At 50.8% G+C, this 20,243-nt stretch carries 17 protein-coding genes; 4 read left to right on the forward strand and 13 right to left on the reverse strand.

Going from position 1 to position 20,243, the window contains the following annotated elements:
* Window positions 1–174 precede the first annotated feature (174 nt).
* The gene (locus tag ACM67B_RS09030; protein WP_416189332.1) at window positions 175–2,193 is read left to right on the forward strand and encodes a BCCT family transporter; all 2,019 of its coding nucleotides are present in this window, start codon (window positions 175–177) and stop codon (window positions 2,191–2,193) included.
* Between the two features lie 72 nt (window positions 2,194–2,265).
* On the opposite strand, the gene ACM67B_RS09035 is transcribed toward ACM67B_RS09030, so the two are convergent.
* The 3 genes from ACM67B_RS09035 to ACM67B_RS09045 form a co-directional block, all read right to left on the reverse strand.
* On the reverse strand, window positions 2,266–3,039 hold the full coding sequence (locus ACM67B_RS09035) for an IS3 family transposase (RefSeq protein WP_416188878.1): 774 nt from the start codon (window positions 3,037–3,039) through the stop codon (window positions 2,266–2,268).
* A 23-nt stretch (window positions 3,040–3,062) separates the two neighbouring features.
* Window positions 3,063–3,419 (reverse strand): helix-turn-helix domain-containing protein, encoded by a 357-nt coding sequence (locus ACM67B_RS09040; protein WP_416188879.1) that lies wholly within the window; start codon window positions 3,417–3,419, stop codon window positions 3,063–3,065.
* Between the two features lie 111 nt (window positions 3,420–3,530).
* Window positions 3,531–3,878 (reverse strand): winged helix-turn-helix transcriptional regulator, encoded by a 348-nt coding sequence (locus tag ACM67B_RS09045; RefSeq protein WP_416189333.1) that lies wholly within the window; start codon window positions 3,876–3,878, stop codon window positions 3,531–3,533.
* Between the two features lie 125 nt (window positions 3,879–4,003).
* Between ACM67B_RS09045 and ACM67B_RS09050 the strand changes: the two genes are divergently transcribed.
* From ACM67B_RS09050 to ACM67B_RS09060, 3 genes are read left to right on the forward strand one after another with little or no spacing between them, the layout of a single operon-like run.
* Complete coding sequence (locus tag ACM67B_RS09050; RefSeq protein ID WP_416189334.1) at window positions 4,004–4,885, forward strand: hypothetical protein; 882 nt, start codon at window positions 4,004–4,006, stop codon at window positions 4,883–4,885.
* The gene (locus tag ACM67B_RS09055) at window positions 4,869–5,714 is read left to right on the forward strand and encodes a hypothetical protein (protein ID WP_416189335.1); all 846 of its coding nucleotides are present in this window, start codon (window positions 4,869–4,871) and stop codon (window positions 5,712–5,714) included. Before ACM67B_RS09050 ends, ACM67B_RS09055 begins: the two co-directional genes overlap by 17 nt.
* Window positions 5,698–6,282, forward strand: coding sequence for a hypothetical protein (locus ACM67B_RS09060; RefSeq protein WP_416189336.1), 585 nt, complete (start codon window positions 5,698–5,700; stop codon window positions 6,280–6,282). The genes ACM67B_RS09055 and ACM67B_RS09060 overlap by 17 nt, the downstream gene beginning before the upstream one ends.
* 208 nt (window positions 6,283–6,490) lie before the next feature.
* On the opposite strand, the gene pepN is transcribed toward ACM67B_RS09060, so the two are convergent.
* The 10 genes from pepN to ACM67B_RS09110 form a co-directional block, all read right to left on the reverse strand.
* Window positions 6,491–9,181, reverse strand: a complete 2,691-nt coding sequence (gene pepN / locus ACM67B_RS09065) for an aminopeptidase N (protein WP_416189337.1) — start codon at window positions 9,179–9,181, stop codon at window positions 6,491–6,493.
* A 141-nt stretch (window positions 9,182–9,322) separates the two neighbouring features.
* Complete coding sequence (locus ACM67B_RS09070) at window positions 9,323–10,177, reverse strand: cysteine ABC transporter substrate-binding protein (protein WP_416189338.1); 855 nt, start codon at window positions 10,175–10,177, stop codon at window positions 9,323–9,325.
* Between the two features lie 40 nt (window positions 10,178–10,217).
* Window positions 10,218–10,958 (reverse strand): amino acid ABC transporter ATP-binding protein, encoded by a 741-nt coding sequence (locus ACM67B_RS09075; RefSeq protein ID WP_416189339.1) that lies wholly within the window; start codon window positions 10,956–10,958, stop codon window positions 10,218–10,220.
* 1 nt (window position 10,959) lies between these two features.
* The gene (locus ACM67B_RS09080; protein ID WP_416189340.1) at window positions 10,960–11,628 is read right to left on the reverse strand and encodes an amino acid ABC transporter permease; all 669 of its coding nucleotides are present in this window, start codon (window positions 11,626–11,628) and stop codon (window positions 10,960–10,962) included.
* Window positions 11,618–12,277: an amino acid ABC transporter permease gene (locus ACM67B_RS09085; RefSeq protein ID WP_416189341.1), complete on the reverse strand. Its 660-nt coding sequence runs from the start codon at window positions 12,275–12,277 to the stop codon at window positions 11,618–11,620. Before ACM67B_RS09085 ends, ACM67B_RS09080 begins: the two co-directional genes overlap by 11 nt.
* 159 nt (window positions 12,278–12,436) lie before the next feature.
* Window positions 12,437–14,878: an acyl-CoA dehydrogenase gene (locus ACM67B_RS09090; protein WP_416189342.1), complete on the reverse strand. Its 2,442-nt coding sequence runs from the start codon at window positions 14,876–14,878 to the stop codon at window positions 12,437–12,439.
* A 78-nt stretch (window positions 14,879–14,956) separates the two neighbouring features.
* Window positions 14,957–15,406 (reverse strand): MarR family winged helix-turn-helix transcriptional regulator, encoded by a 450-nt coding sequence (locus tag ACM67B_RS09095; RefSeq protein WP_416189343.1) that lies wholly within the window; start codon window positions 15,404–15,406, stop codon window positions 14,957–14,959.
* A gap of 97 nt (window positions 15,407–15,503) precedes the next feature.
* Window positions 15,504–16,730: a 3-(3-hydroxy-phenyl)propionate transporter MhpT gene (mhpT, locus tag ACM67B_RS09100; RefSeq protein ID WP_416189344.1), complete on the reverse strand. Its 1,227-nt coding sequence runs from the start codon at window positions 16,728–16,730 to the stop codon at window positions 15,504–15,506.
* 90 nt (window positions 16,731–16,820) lie between these two features.
* Window positions 16,821–18,674: a feruloyl-CoA synthase gene (locus ACM67B_RS09105; RefSeq protein WP_416189345.1), complete on the reverse strand. Its 1,854-nt coding sequence runs from the start codon at window positions 18,672–18,674 to the stop codon at window positions 16,821–16,823.
* An 83-nt stretch (window positions 18,675–18,757) separates the two neighbouring features.
* Window positions 18,758–20,206: an aldehyde dehydrogenase gene (locus ACM67B_RS09110; protein WP_416189346.1), complete on the reverse strand. Its 1,449-nt coding sequence runs from the start codon at window positions 20,204–20,206 to the stop codon at window positions 18,758–18,760.
* Window positions 20,207–20,243: the final 37 nt, after the last annotated feature.

Here is a 20,243-nt window from a genome sequence, read left to right on the forward strand (position 1 = left end):
ATTGTTGTCAATTTTACAAAAAACCGTTAATTTGTTATAATTGTTAATTATTTTCTCAAAAAGCAATTTAACCACTTTGATTAAATTGTTTCTTACTCCGCTTTTCTGTTTGTATAGAAGGCCGTCTGAAATTTCCATCGCGTATCTGGCGCGATACCCAATATGGAGAAGTTAATGAGTCTTCACTCGCTCATCCAAAATAAATCCTCTTTCAATCCGATCGTGATTGTCGCCACATTAATTTTCGTTGTTCTATTACTGGTCGGCACACTCGCTTTTCCGGTGGGCATGCAAAATACGCTCAATTTTCTGAAAGAGGGCATTTTCCAGCACTTTAGCTGGTTTTATGTTTTGACCTTTTCGGTCTTTCTGTTTTTCCTGATTTTCCTTGCCATCAGTAATCTCGGCAGCATCAAATTGGGTACCGACGAAGAAGAGCCTGAATTTTCTTTTATGTCGTGGCTGTCTATGCTGTTTGCCGCAGGTATGGGTGTAGGTTTGATGTTCTTCGGTGTGGCCGAACCCTTGTCACACTATGCTGACCCCATCAGTAACGGCGATGCAGAATCTGCTATGCTGCATACCTTTTTCCACTGGGGCATCCATGCTTGGGCGATTTATGGCGTGATTGCTTTGGCGCTGGCCTATTTCGGTTTCCGCTATAAATTACCTCTGGCCTTGCGTTCGTGTTTTTATCCGATTTTAAAAGACAAAATCAACGGCCGCTTGGGTGATGCCATTGAAGTCATGGCGCTGATTGCCACGCTGTTCGGTATTATTACTACCTTGGGCTTTGGCGCCATGCAGTTGGGCTCAGGCTTGCAGCAAATTGGTTGGGTATCGCAAAACAGCTTCAGCATGCAAGTTATCGTGATTATCGCCGTGATGACGCTGGCCGTAACCTCAGCCGTTTCCGGTGTCGGTAAAGGCGTTAAAATTCTGAGTGAAACCAACTTGGTATTGGCTGTATTGTTGATGTTGTTCGTATTGTGCACCGGCCCTACCCTACATTTACTGGGTGCGTTCAGCAACAACTTGGGCGATTACATCAGCAATTTGGTTGAGCTGAGCTTCAAAACCTATGTGTACGAATCCAACAACACCGCTTGGTTCAACGGCTGGACCGTGCTTTATTGGGCGTGGTGGTGTTCATGGGCACCGTTTGTCGGCCTATTTATCGCCCGTATCTCTCGCGGCCGTACCATCCGTGAATTTATTTTTGGTGTTCTGGTGATTCCGACACTCTATTCTGTCTTGTGGTTTACTATTTTCGGCAACAGTGCTATCTGGCTCGATGCCAACATTGCCAACGGTGCTTTAGCCGGTCTCACTTCCTCACCGGAAAAATTGCTGTTTGTTTTTCTAGACTATCTACCACTTTCAACACTGAGCAGCATTGTTGCTTTGATTATTATTTCTTTGTTTTTCATTACCTCTGCCGACTCCGGCATTTATGTATTGAACAATATTGCTTCTCGTGATAAAAGCATCACTGCACCAAAATGGCAGGCCATTATGTGGGGTGTTTTAATGTCAGCAATTGCCATTGCCCTACTTAATTCCGGCGGCATGAGTGTGTTACAAACCATGACCCTGATTACTGCCTTACCATTTGCATTTTTGATGATGCTGATGGCATTCAGTTTGTGGAAAGCCTTAGAAGCCGACCAGAAATACTTCAAAGCAGCAGTGACCCCGACCAGCAGCTACTGGACAGGTGAGCGCTGGAAAGAGCGTTTACAAACCATGCTCAACCAATCTCAGGAACATGATATCCACAGTTTCCTGAAATACACCGCCCTGCCGGCCATGCGTGAATTGAGTATGGAAATGAACAAAGGCTATGGTCTGACCGTGCAAGTCAACACCGAAGCGTTGAACGATGAAGAACCGTCGATTGAATTGGTGATTGAAAAATCGACCATGCGTAACTTCGTATACGGCATCAAATCCGTACGCTACGACATCGCCGAGCAATTGGTACAGGAAAGTAACCTGCCGCATATCCGCAGCAACACCACTTACGCACCGGTCACCTATTTTTCAGACGGCCGCACCGGCTACGACGTGCAATACATGAGCCGTGAAGAATTGATTGCCGACATGCTGAAAAACTACGAACGTTACTTAAGCCTGATGGAAGACGTGGGACAAGAAATCATGTCGCACGAGCAAACCGAATTGGCTGAATAACATTTAAAATCAGAAGGCCGTCTGAAAGATAATGAACTGTCCCCCAATTCTTGGACAAATTAAAAATCTTTCTCAAACAGCCTGTTCAAGCTGGGTCCTGTAAGCCACAGGACTCAGCTTTTTTAAATTCAAACTAATACGTTCATAATTGTAGTAACGTATGTAATCATCTATCACTTTGGTCAACTCTGCCACCGATAACACACCTTCCTGATAGAAGCTTTCCACTTTTAATGTCCCGAAGAAACTCTCCATCGGTGCATTGTCCCAGCAATTCCCTTTGCGCGACATGCTCTGCACAATGCCTTTCTCCGCCAGCTTTTCCCGATAAGCCTGAGTTCGGTAAAGCACACCTTGGTCAGAATGCAGCAGCGGGGTCTGCCCTTTCAGACGGCCGAATGCCTTATCCAGCATCTGCATGACCATCTTGCTGTCCGGCTTTCTACTGAGCTCATAAGCCACAATCTCACGATTGAATACATCCAATATCGGCGATAAGTACAGTTTGCCGTCGGTGCATTTAAACTCGGTCACATCGGTCAACCATTTATCTCCCGCTTTATCAGCAGTGAATGCACGCTTAAGGATGTTTTTCGACGTCTCTCCTATAACTTGCGGACGATAGGATTTTTTGTTGCGCACTTTGGCTTTCAAACCCAATAATCCCATAATACGCTGCACTTTCTTTTTATTCCACGATAATACAGCTCCAATCCGCCGTTGGCCGTAGCGACCTTTGTGTTGGTGATAAACTTCACTCACCGCCGCTTTGGCTTCCATATCGGGATCGGATTTACCGATGTGGTAGTAGAAACTGCTTTTGGGTATGCCGGCACTGTGCAACAAGTATTTCAGCAGGTGCTTCGCCCTCAGCGTTTGAACGGTTTCGCAACTTTGGTGGCGTTCTTTTCGTTGAGGGCTTTCATGTGCTTTAGGTAGTCGATCTCCGCCCTCATGTAGCGTAACTCTTCAATCAGCTCTGCCTGAGTTTTTTCATGGTCGGGTTTGTCGACGATAAAGGGATTGTTGCGTTTGGTCTGCGTAGTCTTCATAAGCGTAGCCTGTGGGTGCTGAAGTGCGGCTATACCGCCTTGACGGTAGGCGGCAATCCAACGGCGCAGGTGGGTGCGTGAGACGTTGAAATGGTCTGCGGTACGCTGTTGGCTGTGCACTTGATGGTAATGGAGTACGGCTCGGTATTTGAAGTCTAGTGTATATTTGGACATAAGAAAACTGCACCTTTTTAAGTTGGGGGGAAGTGTCCAACTTTTGGGGTGCAGTTCATAATCTTTCAGACGGCCTTTTTCTATTTCATCGATAAACGTTTAAATTATGCGTTAATCTTTCGCTGCCATCACGCGGTTTTTCTCGCCCCAGTCACACATGCTGCGAATAATCGGCCACAGCGAACGGCCTTTTTCCGTCAGGCTGTATTCTACTTTTGGCGGAATCTGCGGATACTCCTCACGGTGAATCAAACCATCGGCTTCCATTTCCTTCAAGGTATTGCTCAACATTTTAAAAGTAATCTCACCCAATAGCCGCCGCAATTCGTTGTAGCGCACCACTTCGTATTTCGACAAAACATAGATAATCTGCAATTTCCATTTACCGTTCAATACCGATTGCGTATAGCTGAAGAAGGTTTCCTCATCGGCAATAATATTGCTTTTGTATTCTTTCATCGGCTCTGTTCTTTCATTCTTTAACTATCTTTTTAGATAGTATATATCTAAAAAGTGCATACTTGTTTTAAAAAATATATCGCCAATATAATAGCCATAACTTATCTATCACACAAGGCGAAATCATGAATCAAGATTACCAAACCCAGTTAAAACAAGCTGTTGAGAAAATCCGTGAAGCTGAAGTCATTATCATCGGCGGAGCTTCCGGTTTATCCACCGCCAATGGTCACGACTTTTACAATCACAGCGATTATTTCAAAAAACACTTCACCGAATTCGAACAAAAATTCGGCGTAACCGGCTGTTTCCAAGCCTTATATCACCGCTATCCAAACCGTCAAAGCCGTTGGGCATATCTATCCAAACACGCCACCGCCATGTTTGACGAGCCGGCAGGACAAACCTATCTCGATTTGCGGAAACTGGTAGGCGACAAATCTCATTTCGTCATTACCACCAACCAAGACATGCAGTTTTCCAAAGTATTTGATGAAGACAAAATTGCCTATCCGCAAGGCGATGCGCATTGGCTGCAATGTAGCAAACCATGCCATGATGCGGTGTATCCGGCAGAAGAAGCCGTCAGAAAAATGGCGGCGAGCATCGAAGATTGCGCAGTCAATCCGGCCACCATTCCAACCTGCCCGAATTGCGGTGCCGATTTAGAACCGTGGATTCGTTCATACGAATTTTTGGAAGGCACATTCTGGGCAGAAAAACTGGCGATTTACCAAGATTTCGTGGTGAAAAACCACAATAAAAAAATCTTATTTATCGAAATGGGCGTGGGCCGCATGACACCCAACATCATCAAATACCCATTTTCCAAAATGGCCAACCTGTGGCCGAATGCCTTCCTTATCCGCATCAACCAAAAAGAAGATTTCTTTCCGGCCATGAAAGAAGGCAAAGCAGTGATTTTCGACCACGATATCGCTGCTACCCTGCGCGATTTAGTGGCATTGAAAAACCAACAGGAGCAAAACCATGAATCCGCCGCTTAATGTGATTGCCGATAAAATCCGCCAAGCAGAAAAGATCGTCGTCGGCGCCAGCAATGGCTTATCCATCGCCGAAGGTATCCATATTTTCGCCGACAACGCCGATTTTCACGCCCATTTCGGTGATTTTTCGCAAAAATACGGCTTTCGCAGCATGATACACGGCTGCTTTTATCCTTTCCCAAGCCAAGAAAGCTACTGGGCGTATTTTGCACGACTCTACCACTATATGAACGTGCAAAAACCGGCCGGAAAAGTAATGGCTGATTTACGCAATATCTTAAAAAACAAAGATTATTTTGTTGTTACCAGCAATTTCGACAACCACTTCCGCCAAGCCGGTTTTGCTGAAGAACGCTTGTTTGAAATCGAAGGTGTCGGCACCCAACTACAATGCCGCCAAGCCTGCAGCGACCATGTGTATGATGGCGCAGCACAATTGGAAGCGATGTATCAGGCCGAACAAAACGGCGAAATTCCCAACGAACTGATTCCGCGCTGCCCCAATTGCGGCGGCGAGATGAAAATCCACGTTGAACTCGACCGCAGTTTCCAACGCGATGTCGCATGGCGTGAAAAACAATCAGCGTATCAGGCCTTTCTTCATGGAGCGCAAAACCAAAACACGCTGTTTCTCGAACTGGGTGTCGGCGCCCGCAACCAACTGATTAAACTGCCGTTTATGCAACAGGTTTATGCCCGCGACAATGCGTTTTACATCACCGTCAACAAAGGCGAAATCTATATTCCGCCCGAAATCGCCGCCCGCTCGCTTGGCGTAGACAGCGGTTTAACGGAATGGCTGGAGCAACTCAATGCTGAATTTGCTTGAAACCTTTATACGTGAAGAAATGCCGTCTGAACACTTTCAGACGGCATGGCAACGTTACCGGCATTGGTATGAATTTCTTCACCGCGAAATCAAGTTTCAAATCCACAGCGATTTGCACAGTTTCGCCCATTGCGCGCACGTGCTGTTTTACGCCGTTATCTTAGGCGAACGGCTGAATCTGACCAAAACACAGCGCGACACGCTCTGCACCGCTGCGGTGTTTCATGATTCGCGCCGTCAAGACGACGGCTACGATACCGGCCACGGCGGACGGGCTTCGGTGTACTATCGCGAATATTGCGCCGAACACGCTTTGGCATTTGACCCGATTGCCGCCGCATTGATGAAATACCACGACCGTGATGATGATTTCGGCATCGAGCGGATTCAAAAACACCTGCCGAATCACACCGATGCCGTTTTGCTGTATCAAGCCTTCAAAGATTCAGACGGCCTTGACCGCTTCCGGTTAGGAAGCAACGGATTAGACCCGAAATATTTACGCACAGAAGCAGCTAAAGCAATGATTGGATTGGCAGAAAAATGTGTGGAACAAACAACCCTCTAAGCTACAAAAAGGCTGAGACCTTTGCAAAATCCCTATCTTTGGCACATTTCTTCATTGTGCGCTGCTCGAAAGCTTGCCTATCTTCATGATATGTCTGCGCTTTCTGTGCTGCTACAACTTTGAACTGTACTCAAATATAGGGTTTTGCAAAGGTCTCAGGCCGTCTGAAAGATTATCTTTCAGACAGCCTTTTCTTTATTTCAATCTATCAAGCCAAAATCTTACCCACAATCTCGCCCACGTCTTTCGACAAACCATCCTGCGCTTGAATGCGTTGCAGTTGCGTGGTCATCAAGGTGCGGCGGTGCGGTTCGAGTTTGCGGCAAATATTGAACGCCTGCACCAAACGCGCGGCGACTTGCGGATTGAAGCGGTCGATTTCCATTACTTTATCCGCCACAAATGCGTAGCCGCTGCCGTTTTCCGCGTGGAAATGCGGCACGTTGCGGCTGAAGCTGCCCAGCAATGAACGCGCTTTGTTCGGGTTTTCCAAGCTGAATTTCGGATGGTTTAAGGCCGTCTGAACTTGCGCCAATGTGTCGCTGCGGTGACTGGCACCAATCAGGATAAAGTATTTGTCCATCACCAGCGCATCATCGGCATAGCGTTCGGCAAAACGGTCGAGCAAGGTGTTGCGGCCTTCGTATTCCAAATGGTTTACCGTATTCAACACGCTGATTTCATGGGTCATATTTGGCGAAAGTTGCTCATAGCGTGTAATGTAATATTGTAAACGCGTGCAGGTAGATGCTTCGTGATCGGCGCGTTGTTCGCCTTCGTAATTGCCCACTTGGATGGTTTGGTGACGCTCAACCCGAATCGTCAACAAGCGTACTGCCGCCAGCAGCGCACGCACACCTGCCAGCTCCGGATGATACTCATACGGCGCGTCAATGCCGCTTTCGGCTTCTTGCGCCAACGCCCATTCGCGCGTTTCAACCAATTCGTTGATGCACGCTTCGGCCAACGCATTGAGCAAGGCTTCGCGCGCTTGATGGTAATGCAACGGATTAATGTTGTCGACACCATCCCACAATTCGCTTTCAGACGGCACTTGCAGCAATACGGCTTTAAAAGCGGCATCCAAATCAGCATTGTTTAACACTTGTTTCACTGCCTCAATCAAGCCCGTATGCTGCGGCAAATCTTCACCCGCTTCTATCGCGGCCAAATTGGCGGCAACCGCGCGGGAATACAGCGTTTGCGCGGCTTCCCAACGGCTGAATTCATCGGAATCGTGCGCCAACAGCAAGGCCAAGTCGTCATCGCGATACGGATAATTCAGATGCACCGGTGCAGAGAAACCGCGCAGCAATGACGGCACCACGTCTTCGTTGACCCCGCCCAACACAAATTCCTGCTCTGCTTCGGTCAGCAGCAACACCGCCTCACTCACACGCTCGCCTTGATAATCAAACTCTACCGTTTTGCCGCGCTGATTGAGCAAACCGACTTTCACCGGCATCATCATCGGTTTTTTCTCCGCAGTCGACATATCAGGCGTGCTCGGAATGCTTTGTTTGATGTGTAGCACAAAGTCATTGTTGTTCAGACGGCCTGTAATGTCTAAAGTCGGCGTACCGGCTTGGCTGTACCACAAAGCAAATTGGTTGAGGTTGATTTCATTGGCATCCGCCATTGCGTTGCGGAAATCACCGCAGGTCACCGCTTGACCGTCATGGCGTTTGAAATAGAGCTTCATGCCTTTTTGGAAGCCCTCTTCGCCCAGCAGCGTGTGATACATGCGCACCACTTCCGCGCCTTTTTCATACACGGTCATGGTGTAGAAATTGTTCATTTCCTCGTAGCTGGCCGGACGCACCGGATGCGCGGTCGGGCCGGCATCTTCAGGGAATTGATGCTGGCGCAGCATACGCACATTGTCGATTCGGCGTACGGCACGGCTGGCGCGGTCGCCGGAAAACTCTTGATCGCGGAACACGGTCAAGCCTTCTTTGAGCGACAATTGGAACCAATCGCGGCAGGTCACGCGGTTGCCCGTCCAGTTGTGGAAATATTCATGGCCGATTACCGCTTCAATGCCTTCAAAATCGGTGTCGGTGGCTGTGCGGCTGTCGGCCAGCACATATTTGGTGTTGAAGACATTCAAGCCTTTGTTTTCCATCGCGCCCATATTGAAATCGCCCACGGCCACGACCATGTAAATATCCAAGTCATATTCCAAGCCGAAGCGCGTTTCGTCCCACGCCATCGAGTTTTTCAAGGCTTCTACCGCAAACGCTACTTTATTTTTGTCCGCTTCGGTAGTATAAAACTCAATCGCCACTTCACGGCCGCTTTGAGTGGTGAATGTATCGGCGGTCAAGGCCAAATCACCGGCCACCAACGCAAACAGATAGCTCGGCTTGGCAAACGGATCAATCCATTTCACCCAATGACGGCCGTCTGAATACGCGCCGCTGTCCACCTTATTGCCGTTGGACAGCAACACCGGATAGCGCTTTTTATCGGCCACAATAGTGGTGGTGAATTTCGACATCACATCCGGACGGTCGGGATAAAAAGTAATCTTGCGAAAACCCTCCGGCTCGCATTGGGTAAACAGGTTGCCGCCGCTGGCATACAAACCCATCAGCGATTTGTTTTCAGACGGCACAATGCGCGTTTCCACTTCCACCACAAAACTTTCAGACGGCATCTGTGCCACGGTCAGCTTGTCATCGGTCAGCACATAATCCACCGCTTCACCGTCAATTTTAAACGACAGCAACTCCGCCGAACCGTCCAACACCAGCGGCGCATCTACCGCCAAAGGCTCGATAAGCAAACGCGATTTGACGCGCGTGTCATGTTCGTTAATATCAAAATGCAAATCGGTTTTGCGCACCGAAAACGCCGGTGCGGCATAGTCTTTTAAATAATGTACGGTTTTGCTCATGGCAACTGGCCTTCATAATCGAAAAAATAATCATTAATATGGGTTTCAGACGGCCTGAATTCAAGTGGTTTGAGTCAACAAAGGCCGTCTGAAAACATATTTTTCAGACGGCCTTCAATCCTTCGAATCAAACAATCACCATTAAGGTGCCAGTAATTCTTCCGGTTTCACTTTATCGCCATATACCGGCATCAACGTTTTTTCGTAAGCCTGTTTCAGACGGCCGTCTTGTTTCAGATTGGCGATTTCGGTGTTCACCCAATCTAACAAGGCTTTGTCGCCTTTACGCACGGCCGGAGCAATGTTTTCAGGTTCGCCGATTTTAGCAATGGCCACTTCATAATTCGGATTTTCTTTTGCCCACGCCCACAATAACGCATTGTCGTGCGCCAAGCCGACACCGCGGCCGTCTTTGAGCGCATCAAAGGTTTCGGTATTTTGGTCGAATTTCAACAACTTGATTTCCGAGTGGTTTTTAGTGAAATAAGCGTCGGCAGTAGTCCCTTTATTCACCAATAACGTTTGATCTTTTAACTGAGCCACATCGGTAATCGGCGCATTTTTCGGAGACACCACACCCAAAGCAACCTGCATGTAAGGTGCGGCAAAATCCACCACTTCGGCGCGCTCAGGTGTTTGGGTGAAATTAGCCAAAATCAGATCGACTTTGCCTGATTTCAAATATTCCACACGGTTGGCCGCTTCGGTCAATACAAATTCAACTTTGTCTTCACTGCCCAATAAATCTTTACCCAGCTCTTTCGCGATTTCCACGTCAAAGCCCTGATTTTTGCCGTTGGCATCAATATAGCCAAACGGAGGCTTGTCGCCAAATACACCGATGCGGATTTTGTCGGCTTGTTTAATCGCTGCCAAACCGTCGTTCTGAGCGTCACCTTGCGGTGCTTGTGCTTTCGGCTCCGAACCACCGCACGCGGTTAAACTCAAACCCAATACGGCCGCGGCCGTCCATGATAAAGTTTTGCTGATATTCATATTTACTCCTTTGTTGAATAAGAAATATTCGGTTGAAAAATCAATGCTGGTTGTAATTCATGATGTTGAGAAACTGGCGGGCACGCTCGCTTTGAGGCTGTCTGAAAAAATCCTGTGGCGTGTTTTGCTCAACAATTTCGCCTTTGTCCATAAATACAATACGGTCGGCCACTTGCTCGGCAAAGCCCATTTCATGCGTAACAATCAGCATGCTCATGCCTTCTTTTGCCAAACCGAGCACAACATCCAATACTTCACGCACCATTTCAGGATCAAGTGCAGCGGTGATTTCATCCAGCAAAATTGCTTCAGGATTCATACACAGCGCACGCACAATGGCGATACGCTGTTTTTGACCGCCGGAAAGTTCGCGCGGGAAAGCCGTTTTGCGCTCATACAAACCCACACGCTGCAACAATTTATCGGCCTGCGCTTCGGCTTCTTCACGTTTGCGGCCTTGTGCTTTAACGGGACCAAGCAGAATATTATCGATAACATTCATGTGCGAAAAGAGTTCATAGCTTTGAAACACCATGCCCACTTTCTGACGTGCCGCTTCCCAAGCCACATCACACCCGAAGGTTCCTAAACCCTTCATTTCAATCGTGCCGCCCTGATAAGGCTCCAAACCGTTGACACAGCGCAACAATGTGGATTTACCGCAGCCCGAAGGGCCCAAAATCACCACCACTTCGCCTTTGTGTAAATCCAAACTCAAGTCACGAATGGCAACCGTTTCACCGTAGCGTTTATGCAAATTTTTAATCGACAACAAGGCCATTTCAACCCTCCCAGCGGCGTTCTAATGCCGATGCCAGCAGCGACAAGGGATAACACACCACAAAATACAAGATAAAAATCAATCCATACACCCAAAGTGACGCATCAGGCTGGGTGAGCAGTGTATTTTCAATAATTTGTTGGCCGACTTTTACCACTTCGATCACACCGATCAAAGCGGCCAACGAACTGGTTTTCACCATACGGGTAAACAGATTAATCGCACCCGGCAATACCCTTCTCAATCCCTGCGGCACTTCCACATAGGCAAACACCTGATGCGGCTTCAACGCCAATGCCTTGGCCGCTTCGATTTGGTGTTTGTCTATCGAATCTAAGGCACCGCGCACCAAGTCGCCCATTTCGGCCGTCCCCCACAAAACGAAGACCCAAACACACACCCACAAACCATCAAGGTGAATACCTGTCCATTCCGACAAACCGAAATATAAAACAAACAACCACACCAAAATCGGCACGATCCGCACGGTTTCCAAATAAAAGCGGCACAGCGCGCGAACCAGCGGCTGCTTAACCCGCATGAGCAAGCCAAACAGCGTACCCAATACCAACGACAAACCCACAGAAATAAACGAAATCTTCGCCGTGAGCCACAAGCCTGCTCCCAGACGCTGGAGGTTTTGTCCTTCCCAAAGCCAATCAAACCCCATATTGCGCCCTCCGCATCTTATTTTCCAAATGGCGTGCCCACAGCGACAACGGCAGCAAAATCACCAAATAGCTGACAAACAATAAAAACAGGGCTTCATTGGTTTTATAATCCATGCCGATAATATCTTTGGTTAAAAACATCAATTCAGCCACCGCCACCGCGCTGACCACAGACGTTTCTTTTACCAAAAACAGCACATTCGCACCCACCGCCGGCAAGGCCACCGCCCATGCCTGCGGCAACACCACATAACGGAAAATTTGACCGCCGCGTAAGCCTACCGCTTTGGCTGCCTCTACCTGACCTTTGGATACCGCCTGCAAACCGGCACGCAAAGCTTCGGCCATGTAGCTGCCGCCCAAAAACACCAGCGCAATCACACCACAGGTGAAGCCGTCCCACTTAATCCCGATTTTAGGCAAGCCGTAATACAGAAAAAAAAGCTGAATCAGCAAAGGCGTATTGCGCGACAATTCAATATAGCCGCGGCAAAGGGCGGCCAGCACCGGCACACGGTATACCATGCATACCGCCACCGCCAAACCGACCAACACCGACAACACCACGCCGTAAAGCGACAGCAGCAAAGTAAGCTGTGCCGCATCGACAAAGCGCGGTATCGCATTTATCACATAATCCCAATTCATTGCTCGAGGCCGTCTGAAAAATCAATTTGTCTGCATTATAAAAAGCAATTATAAGCGTGACAAATAACCATTAAACATATTCATCACCTAAAAAAGCATAAGCATAATCAAAGGCCGTCTGAAACCAAAATTCAGACGGCCTCTAATCAACCTCACCAATCAAAACACCCTAAATTCAAACGGTTTCGGATTGGCTTCGTTCAATTCCATATCAAAATCGTCCACCGTAATCGCGATTTTCACCAAGCGGCGGGCTTCGCGGATTTGGTCGCCTTGTTCGGCGGTAATCAAGCCTTTTTCGACTGCTTCGCTGATTTTTTCAGACGGCGTTTCAGCAGTGAGCTGGCCTTTGGCTTCGGCTTTACGCAAGGCTTGTTCCAGCTTGGATGTTTGGCGCACGGCCTCCATTGCCGGTTTCAACACGGCCAACGGCTCATCGGCATTTTCGACATCGCCTTGCGGATGGAAACGGAAGCGGGTCAAGCGCTCGAGTGTTTCGCCGTGCTGCTGCATATCGGCGGCCACTTGATGCACCAGCTTGTCTTTCGGCGCGCTTTCGCGTTTGCCCAATGGAAACATCACCACGCGCAAGAGCAAGGCGGCGCAGCGGTTCGGCAGGTTTTGCACCAAGCCGGACAAGGCTTGTTCTGCTTCATATAAAGCCAAACGCACGGCGTATTCGGCGATGGGCAAATCGGCTTCACGGCTGCCTTCGCGCTCGAAGCGTTTCAAGCAGGCCGAGGCGATGTATAGATTGGAAAACGCATCGGCCAAGCGGCCGGACAGGCTTTCGCGGCGTTTCAAATCACCGCCCAAGCTCAACATCGCCACGTCAGCCGCAAAGGCAAACGCCGCGCTCAAGCGGTTGAGCCGTTTGTAGGCAAAAGCCAGTGGGCTGTTTGGTGCATAGCCGCCGCCGTTGGTGATGCCAAACACAAAGCTGCGAGCGGCATTGGATGCGCTTTGGCCTAAGTGTTGCTGAAACGCTTGGTCAAACGCGTTCACATCGTCTTTTTGCAGCGCGTTGATTTCGGTCAGCACATGATGATGGCAGCGGAATGCGCCCTGCCCGAAAATCATCAGGCAGCGGGTCAAAATGTTGGCGCCTTCCACCGTGATGCCGATCGGCACGGCGTTGTACATCGAAGCCAGATAGTTGCGCGGCCCGCCGACTACGGCGCGGCCACCATGAATATCCATGGCATCGTTCATCACTTTGCGCAGGCGTTCGGTATTATTGAATTTCACCATGGCGGAAATCACCGATGGATTTTCACCCAAATCCAAGCCGGTCAAGGCCAAGTCTTGCGTGGCTTCCATTTGGTAAGTGTGGCCGCCGATGCGCGCCAAGGCGTCGGCCACGCCTTCGAATTTACCAATCGGCAAACCAAATTGCTGGCGGATGCCGACCCATGCGGAAGTCGTCCATGCCGCGTGTTTGGCATTGCCCACCGATTGCGACGGCAGCGAAATGCAGCGGCCGATAGACAAACATTCCATCAACATGCGCCAGCCCTGACCGGCGTAATCACGGCCGCCGATAATCCATTCCAGCGGGAAGAAAATGTCTTTGCCCCACACCGGCCCGTTCCAAAACGGTGTTTCGTTCGGGTAATGGCGGCGTTGGTGATGCAAACCTTCCATCGCGGTCGGCAGCAGGGCGCAGGTGATGCCGATGTCTTCCTTGCTGCCGAGCAAACCTTCCGGATCGCGCAATTTGAACGCCAAACCAATCACCGTGGCAATCGGCGCCATGGTAATCCAGCGTTTTTCAAAGCTCACGCGCACGCCCAATACGTTTTCATGATGCGAGCCGTCGCGCGGGTCGGTGTAGCTACCGTAACACACGAAACCGGTATCCGGAATCGCGCCCGCGTCCGAGCCTGCCCACGGGCTGGTCAGCGCGAAACACGGCATATCAATGCCTTTCGCCAAGCGCGGCAGGTAGTAGTCTTTTTGCTCGTCGGTGCCGTAGTGCTGAATTAATTCCGCAGGCCCTAAAGAGTTGGGCAACATAATCATATAAGCCGCGGCCGGGCTGCGGCTGGCGATTTTGGTCGCCACTTTGGCATGGGCATAATGCGAGAATTGTTTGCCGCCGTATTTTTTGTCGATAATCATGGCGATAAAGCCCTGATCTTTCACATACTGCCACACTTCAGGCGGCAAATCCTTATCGTGATGGGTAAAGCGCCAATCATTGAGCATTTGGCACAAGGTTTCGGTTTCGTTATCGATAAAGGATTGTTCTTCTTCGGTTAATTTCGGGTCGCGATAGCCGGATAATTTGCGCCAATCCGGTTTGCCGTTGAAAATTTCCGCATCCCACCATACTGTGCCGGCATCGATGGCGGCCTGTTCGGTAGCCGACAAAGGCGGCAGAATGTTTTTAAACAGCTTAAATGCCGGACGGCTGACAAATTTCATCCGCAGCGATGCCACGCCCAACAGCGCACACACCGCCAGCCACGGCAATGCAAACCACCATGCGAACACGCCCGTGAGCAAACCCAATGCGCCCACAGCAACCCACAGCCACAACGGTGCGCTGAAAAATGCCAGTGCGGCCAAACAAACTATAGCGATGATTGTGCCTAACATCGTTTCTCCTTTATTGATTTTCTCTGTATTTTTTATCGAGGCCGTCTGAAAATGAATTGATCTTTCAGACGGCCTGTATTAATCGTCGCGCAAATTATCCAACAGCCGCTGCACCGTGGCTTTAAGCATAATCACGCTTTCGGGTGTCAGCCCTTGCAGCATTTTGGCTTCAAACGCTGCCGCTTCTTTCATACAGCGGGAGAACACTTCGCGGCCTGTGTCGGTCAACTCAATCAGCACCATGCGGCCGTGATTGGGGTCGTTGCGTTTGGTCACCCAATTGTGTTCCACCATGGTATTCACAATCTGATTGGCGGCCTGCGGTGAGATGAACGAGCGGGCAGCCAGCGCGGCATTGGCCGTGGCACCGCGCCGCTGAAGATTCGACAGCATGGTAAATTGCGGCAGACTCACGCCCAATGGCTTCAAGGCTTCGCTTAACTGCTGGTTGACCAAGCGGTCAAGGCGGCCGATGTTGTAGCTGACGGTCGGCTGGTTGGCGGTGTCTTCCCATGATTCATTTTTCATAGCCGTCACTCCGTAATCCCGTGTTTCAAAGCCCGTATCTTACTGCTTTTCAGACGGCCTTTCTATGCTGAAGGCCGTCTGAAAACAGGCCGGGGCATTAAGCTTTGGCGTCTTGTGTTTTCTTAAAGCGCAACACCAAGATAAACGCGCTGACAAAAGCCACGGCAATCACCGGAATGGCGGCGCTGATCACGGCCGAACTCGATTGCCCCGCGCCTAAAATCAAACCTGCCAAAATCGGACCGGCAAACGAACCGGCACGACCGACTGCCACCGCCGTACCCACGCCAGTGCCGCGGATGGCCGCCGGATAAAACATACCGGCCAATGCGTAGAGCGTACCTTGTCCGCCGATGATGAACATACCGCAAGCCAAAGTCGCGGCGATGATGCTGCCCAATTCGCTGCTGGACGAGAGCGCATACAGCGCGGCCAGCATACCGGCATAAATTAACACCACCACGGCTTTGATATTGAGTTTGTCCAAGAACAAGCCCAACACCAGCGTGCCAATCACGCCGCCGACGTTAAAGCCGATTTGCACATAGTTAATTTCTTCGCGACTGAAATTTTGGTTGGCAAACAGCGTCGGCAGCCAGTTGAGCAACACATACAGCACAATCAGCGTGCAGAAAAAGCTCACCCACAATTGCAGCGTGCCGAAAATACGCCCTTCACCGAACAAAATATGGCCGATGGAAAAGCTGCGCTGCTCGGCTTCCAGTTTGCTTTGCAGATAGGCTTTCGATTCCGGCAGCCAAAACCAAATAATCGGCACCAACAACAACGGCGCGAAACCGCCGACGTAGAAAATCGATTCCCAACCGAATTGCTTGGCCATAGAAATCGCCACCAGCGACGTGATGATGCCGCCGGCCGGCACGCCGCAATACATGATGCTCACCGCCGTGCCACGCCATTTCGGATTCACCGCTTCCGTGGCCATGGTAATCAGAATCGGCAGCGCACCGCCCAAACCCAAACCGGTTAAGAAACGCGCGCCCAGCAGCAGTGGAAAAGAATAAGCATGCGCCGTCAACACCGACATGATGCCGAACAAAACCGTGTTGGCAATCAAAATCGGCTTGCGGCCATACATATCGGCCAATTTACCGGCCAACAACGCGCCCGGCAGCGTGCCCAACGTTGCCGCCGAAAACGCCCAACCCAACTGCTTCGGGTCAAGCTGGAAGGCTTCGCGCATCATCGGTGCGGCCACGCCCATCGATTGCAGGTCGAAGCCTTCCATCAGCGCCAGAATAAAACACAGCGCCAACGTGATTTTGGCACTGTTTTGTATGGTTTTTCCCTCAGTTGACATCATGTTCTCCTTGTATTTCATATATTTATTGATTTATTTTGGTTTTATTTTTCAGACGGCCTTATAACAAATCTCAAGGCCGTCTGAAAAAATTCACGGTGCCACAAAGCGGAACGGATCTTCCGCACTGCCATACAAGGCTTCGATTTCCTGCGCACGGCGGTTGCGCAACAAACGCTGGTTCAGATTGCCTTTGTCAGTTTTCTCGCCCACGGCGCTGTCGGCAGCCTCTTCCATCAGATACAGCCGCGCAATGCGTTTCGAGCTGGCGCTGTAGCCCTTGTTGATTCTGGTCATAAACTCTGCAAACCATTGCTGCACCGGTTCGCTCAACAAGACATCGTGCCAATCGGCATCGGGCAAACCGCTTTTGCGGCGGGTAACGGTCGGTTTCGGGAAAGCCAACACGCCGATTTCGTCTTTGCCCTCGCCCACCAACACCACGTCTTCAATCAACTCGTTGCCGTGAATCAGAATGCGGTTGCGCAATTCGCCCACATTGACGAATGTACCGGTCATCAGTTTGAAGTCTTCGGCGATGCGGCCGTCGTACACCAAACCGTCTTCGATGCTGTCGGGATTGAGCAGGCGCACGGCATCGCCGGTGCAGTAGAAGCCTTCTTCGTCAAAGCTGCCGCGCGGTGTTTCGTGCCGCCAATAGCCGCGCATCACATGCGGACCACGCACACGCATTTCGAGTTTGTCTTCAATCGGCACCAGCTTCACTTCGCAGCCCGGTGCAGGAAAACCGACAAAACCGGCCTCCAAATTCGACGGCCCGGTGGTGAATGTGCAGGATGGCGAGGTTTCGGTCATGCCCAAACCGGCCATAATGCGGATGCGTTCGCCGCAATGTGCGTAGCTGATGTCGGAAAGCTTCTGCCACAAATCTTGCGACAAAGCCGCACCGGCAAAGAAAAACAGCTTCACGTTTTTAAAGAAGGTGTCGCGCAATTGGGCATCGTCTTGCAAGGCATTGGCCAGTTGCGCCCACGCCACCGGCACATTCAGATACATGGTCGGTGAAATTTCTTTCAGGTTGCGGATGGTTTCGGGGAAGCGCTCAGGCGTCGGGCGGCCGTCGTCGATGTAGAACGTGCCGGCGTTGTACAGCACAATGCCTAAATTGTGGCTGCCGCCAAAAGTGTGATGCCAGCTCAACCAATCCACCAATACCGGCGGCTCGTCTTCCATCACGGCCAAGGTTTGGCGCAGCATTTGCTGGTTGCTACACAACATTCTGTGCGTAGTCGGCACCACTTTCGGCAACGAGGTCGAACCGGAAGTAAACAGGAATTTGGCAATATCGTCAGCCTGAATCTGCGCGTGACGCTGCTCCACTTCATCGGTGGCCGGCGTATTGAGAAAATCCTCAAATTTCAGGCAGGCATGGCCGTCTAAATCGCCGGTAGTGGTGATAATCGGTTTGTCGAGCTGGCCACAGGCTTCCAGATGCCGTCTGAAACCTTTGCCGTCGCCCGCAAAAAACATGCCCGGTGTGAGCGTGTCAATCACATGGCGCAGCTTGTCGGGACTGTTGGCCACCAGCGAATAAGCCGGCGCCACATAGGCATGCGGCATGCCCGCCACCATCGCGCCGAAATTGAGCAGGAAAGTTTCGATGGAGTTTTCCGACAAAATCATCAGCGGCCGCTCGGCACACAATTGATACGGCATCAAGGCTTGGGCAATATTACGCACGGCTTGCAGCGTTTGCGCGTAGGTGTATTTCTGCCATTGGCCGTCTGCACCTCGGCGGGCGACAAACACGCGGTCGGGGTATTTTTCGGCGTTTTCATACAAACGCTGCGACAAGACTTCGGGATAAGGTTTTAAGGTTTCTTTGGGATGGATGTAAAACGTGCCGCCCTCTTCGCGCACGTCCACTTCATGACCGCCCAGCTTGACCGGACGGATGGGATAATCGAGATAAGATGTGGTGTTCATGCAGTTTCTCCTCTGCTTTGATATTCAGACGGCCTCGTTGCGTTTGTCGCTGGTTTTATTGTCAAGGCCGTCTGAATGGATGCTTAAATCGGATAATGTTTCGGCGTGCTCCGTACGGTAATCCAACGCAATTCGGTAAATTCATTAATCGACGCATTGCTGCCGAAGCGGCCGTAACCGCTGTCTTTCACGCCGCCAAACGGCATCGGTGCTTCATCGTCAACAGTAGCCGAATTGATGTGGCAAATGCCGCTTTCAATGCGCTGCGCAATCGCCATCGCACGACCCAAATCGCGGCTGAACACGGCAGCCGACAAGCCAAACACGGAATCGTTGGCTTTGGCAATCGCGTCTTCATCGTCTTTCACGCGCTCCAGCGTACACACCGGACCGAACGATTCTTCGGTGTAAAGCTGCATGCCCAGCGCAATGCCGTCGAGCAGAATCGGGCTGATGGCGGTGCCGTTGACTTGGTATTCGGTAATCGCTTTCGCACCTTTTTCTTCCGCATCGCGCACCATGGCCAAAATGCGGTCGGCCGAGCGTTTGCTTTCCACATGGGCGATGTGGACTTGTTCGCGCGGATCGCCGGTGACAAAACCGTCGATTTTCGCTTTCAGACGGCCAATCAAATCATCGGCCACGCTTTCATGCACCAACACGCGCTCGGTGCTCATGCAGATTTGGCCTTGGTTGAAGAACGCGCCAAACGCAATCGCATTGGCCGCTTCGTCCAAATCAGCGTCTTCGCACACAATCACCGGCGCTTTGCCGCCCAATTCCAACACCACTGGCTTCAGGTATTCGGCGCATTGTTTGGCGATGATTTTGCCGACATGGGTCGAGCCGGTGAAGTTGACGCGTTTTACCGCAGGATGGGCGATCAACGCCGACACCACTTCCGGCGCATCTTCCGCGCTGTGGGTCACCAAGTTCACCACACCTTCGCCCAAACCGGCTTCACTCAAGGTGCGCACCAGCAATTCATGCGTGGCCGGACAATTTTCCGATGCTTTCAACACCACCGTGTTGCCGCACGCCAATGGCATCGCCAGCGCACGGGTGGCCAAGATCACCGGCGCATTCCAAGGCGCCATGCCCACCACCACGCCACACGGCACACGCATACCCATCGCCATACGACCCGGCACATCGCTCGGAATCACATTGCCTTGAATCTGCGTCACCATACCCGCCGCATCGCGCAGCATGTTGGCCGCCAAATGCACGTTAAAGCCATACCACGCGCCGCTCGAACCCATCTCATCGATACCGATTTTGACAAACTCTTCCGCGCGCGAAGCCAGCAAATCCGCCGCTTTCAGCAAACGGTTGCGCTTTTCGCCCGGTGGCAACGCTGCCCAAGCTGGAAACGCTTTTGCCGCCGCTTCCACCGCCGCATTGGCATCCGCCGCCTTACCAGCCGCCGCCACCGTCGCTGCTTGGCCGCTTAAAGGACCGAAACGCTCGAATGTTTGGCCGTCTGCCGCCGGACGTGATTCACCATTGATAAACAAATTGACTTGATTCATGAAATTCTCCTGTTGTCTCAGGCCGTCTGAAAGGTTT

Origin of the sequence: Neisseria sp. CCUG17229 (genome assembly GCF_047839235.1) — a bacterium.
GTDB lineage: Bacteria > Pseudomonadota > Gammaproteobacteria > Burkholderiales > Neisseriaceae > Neisseria > Neisseria brasiliensis.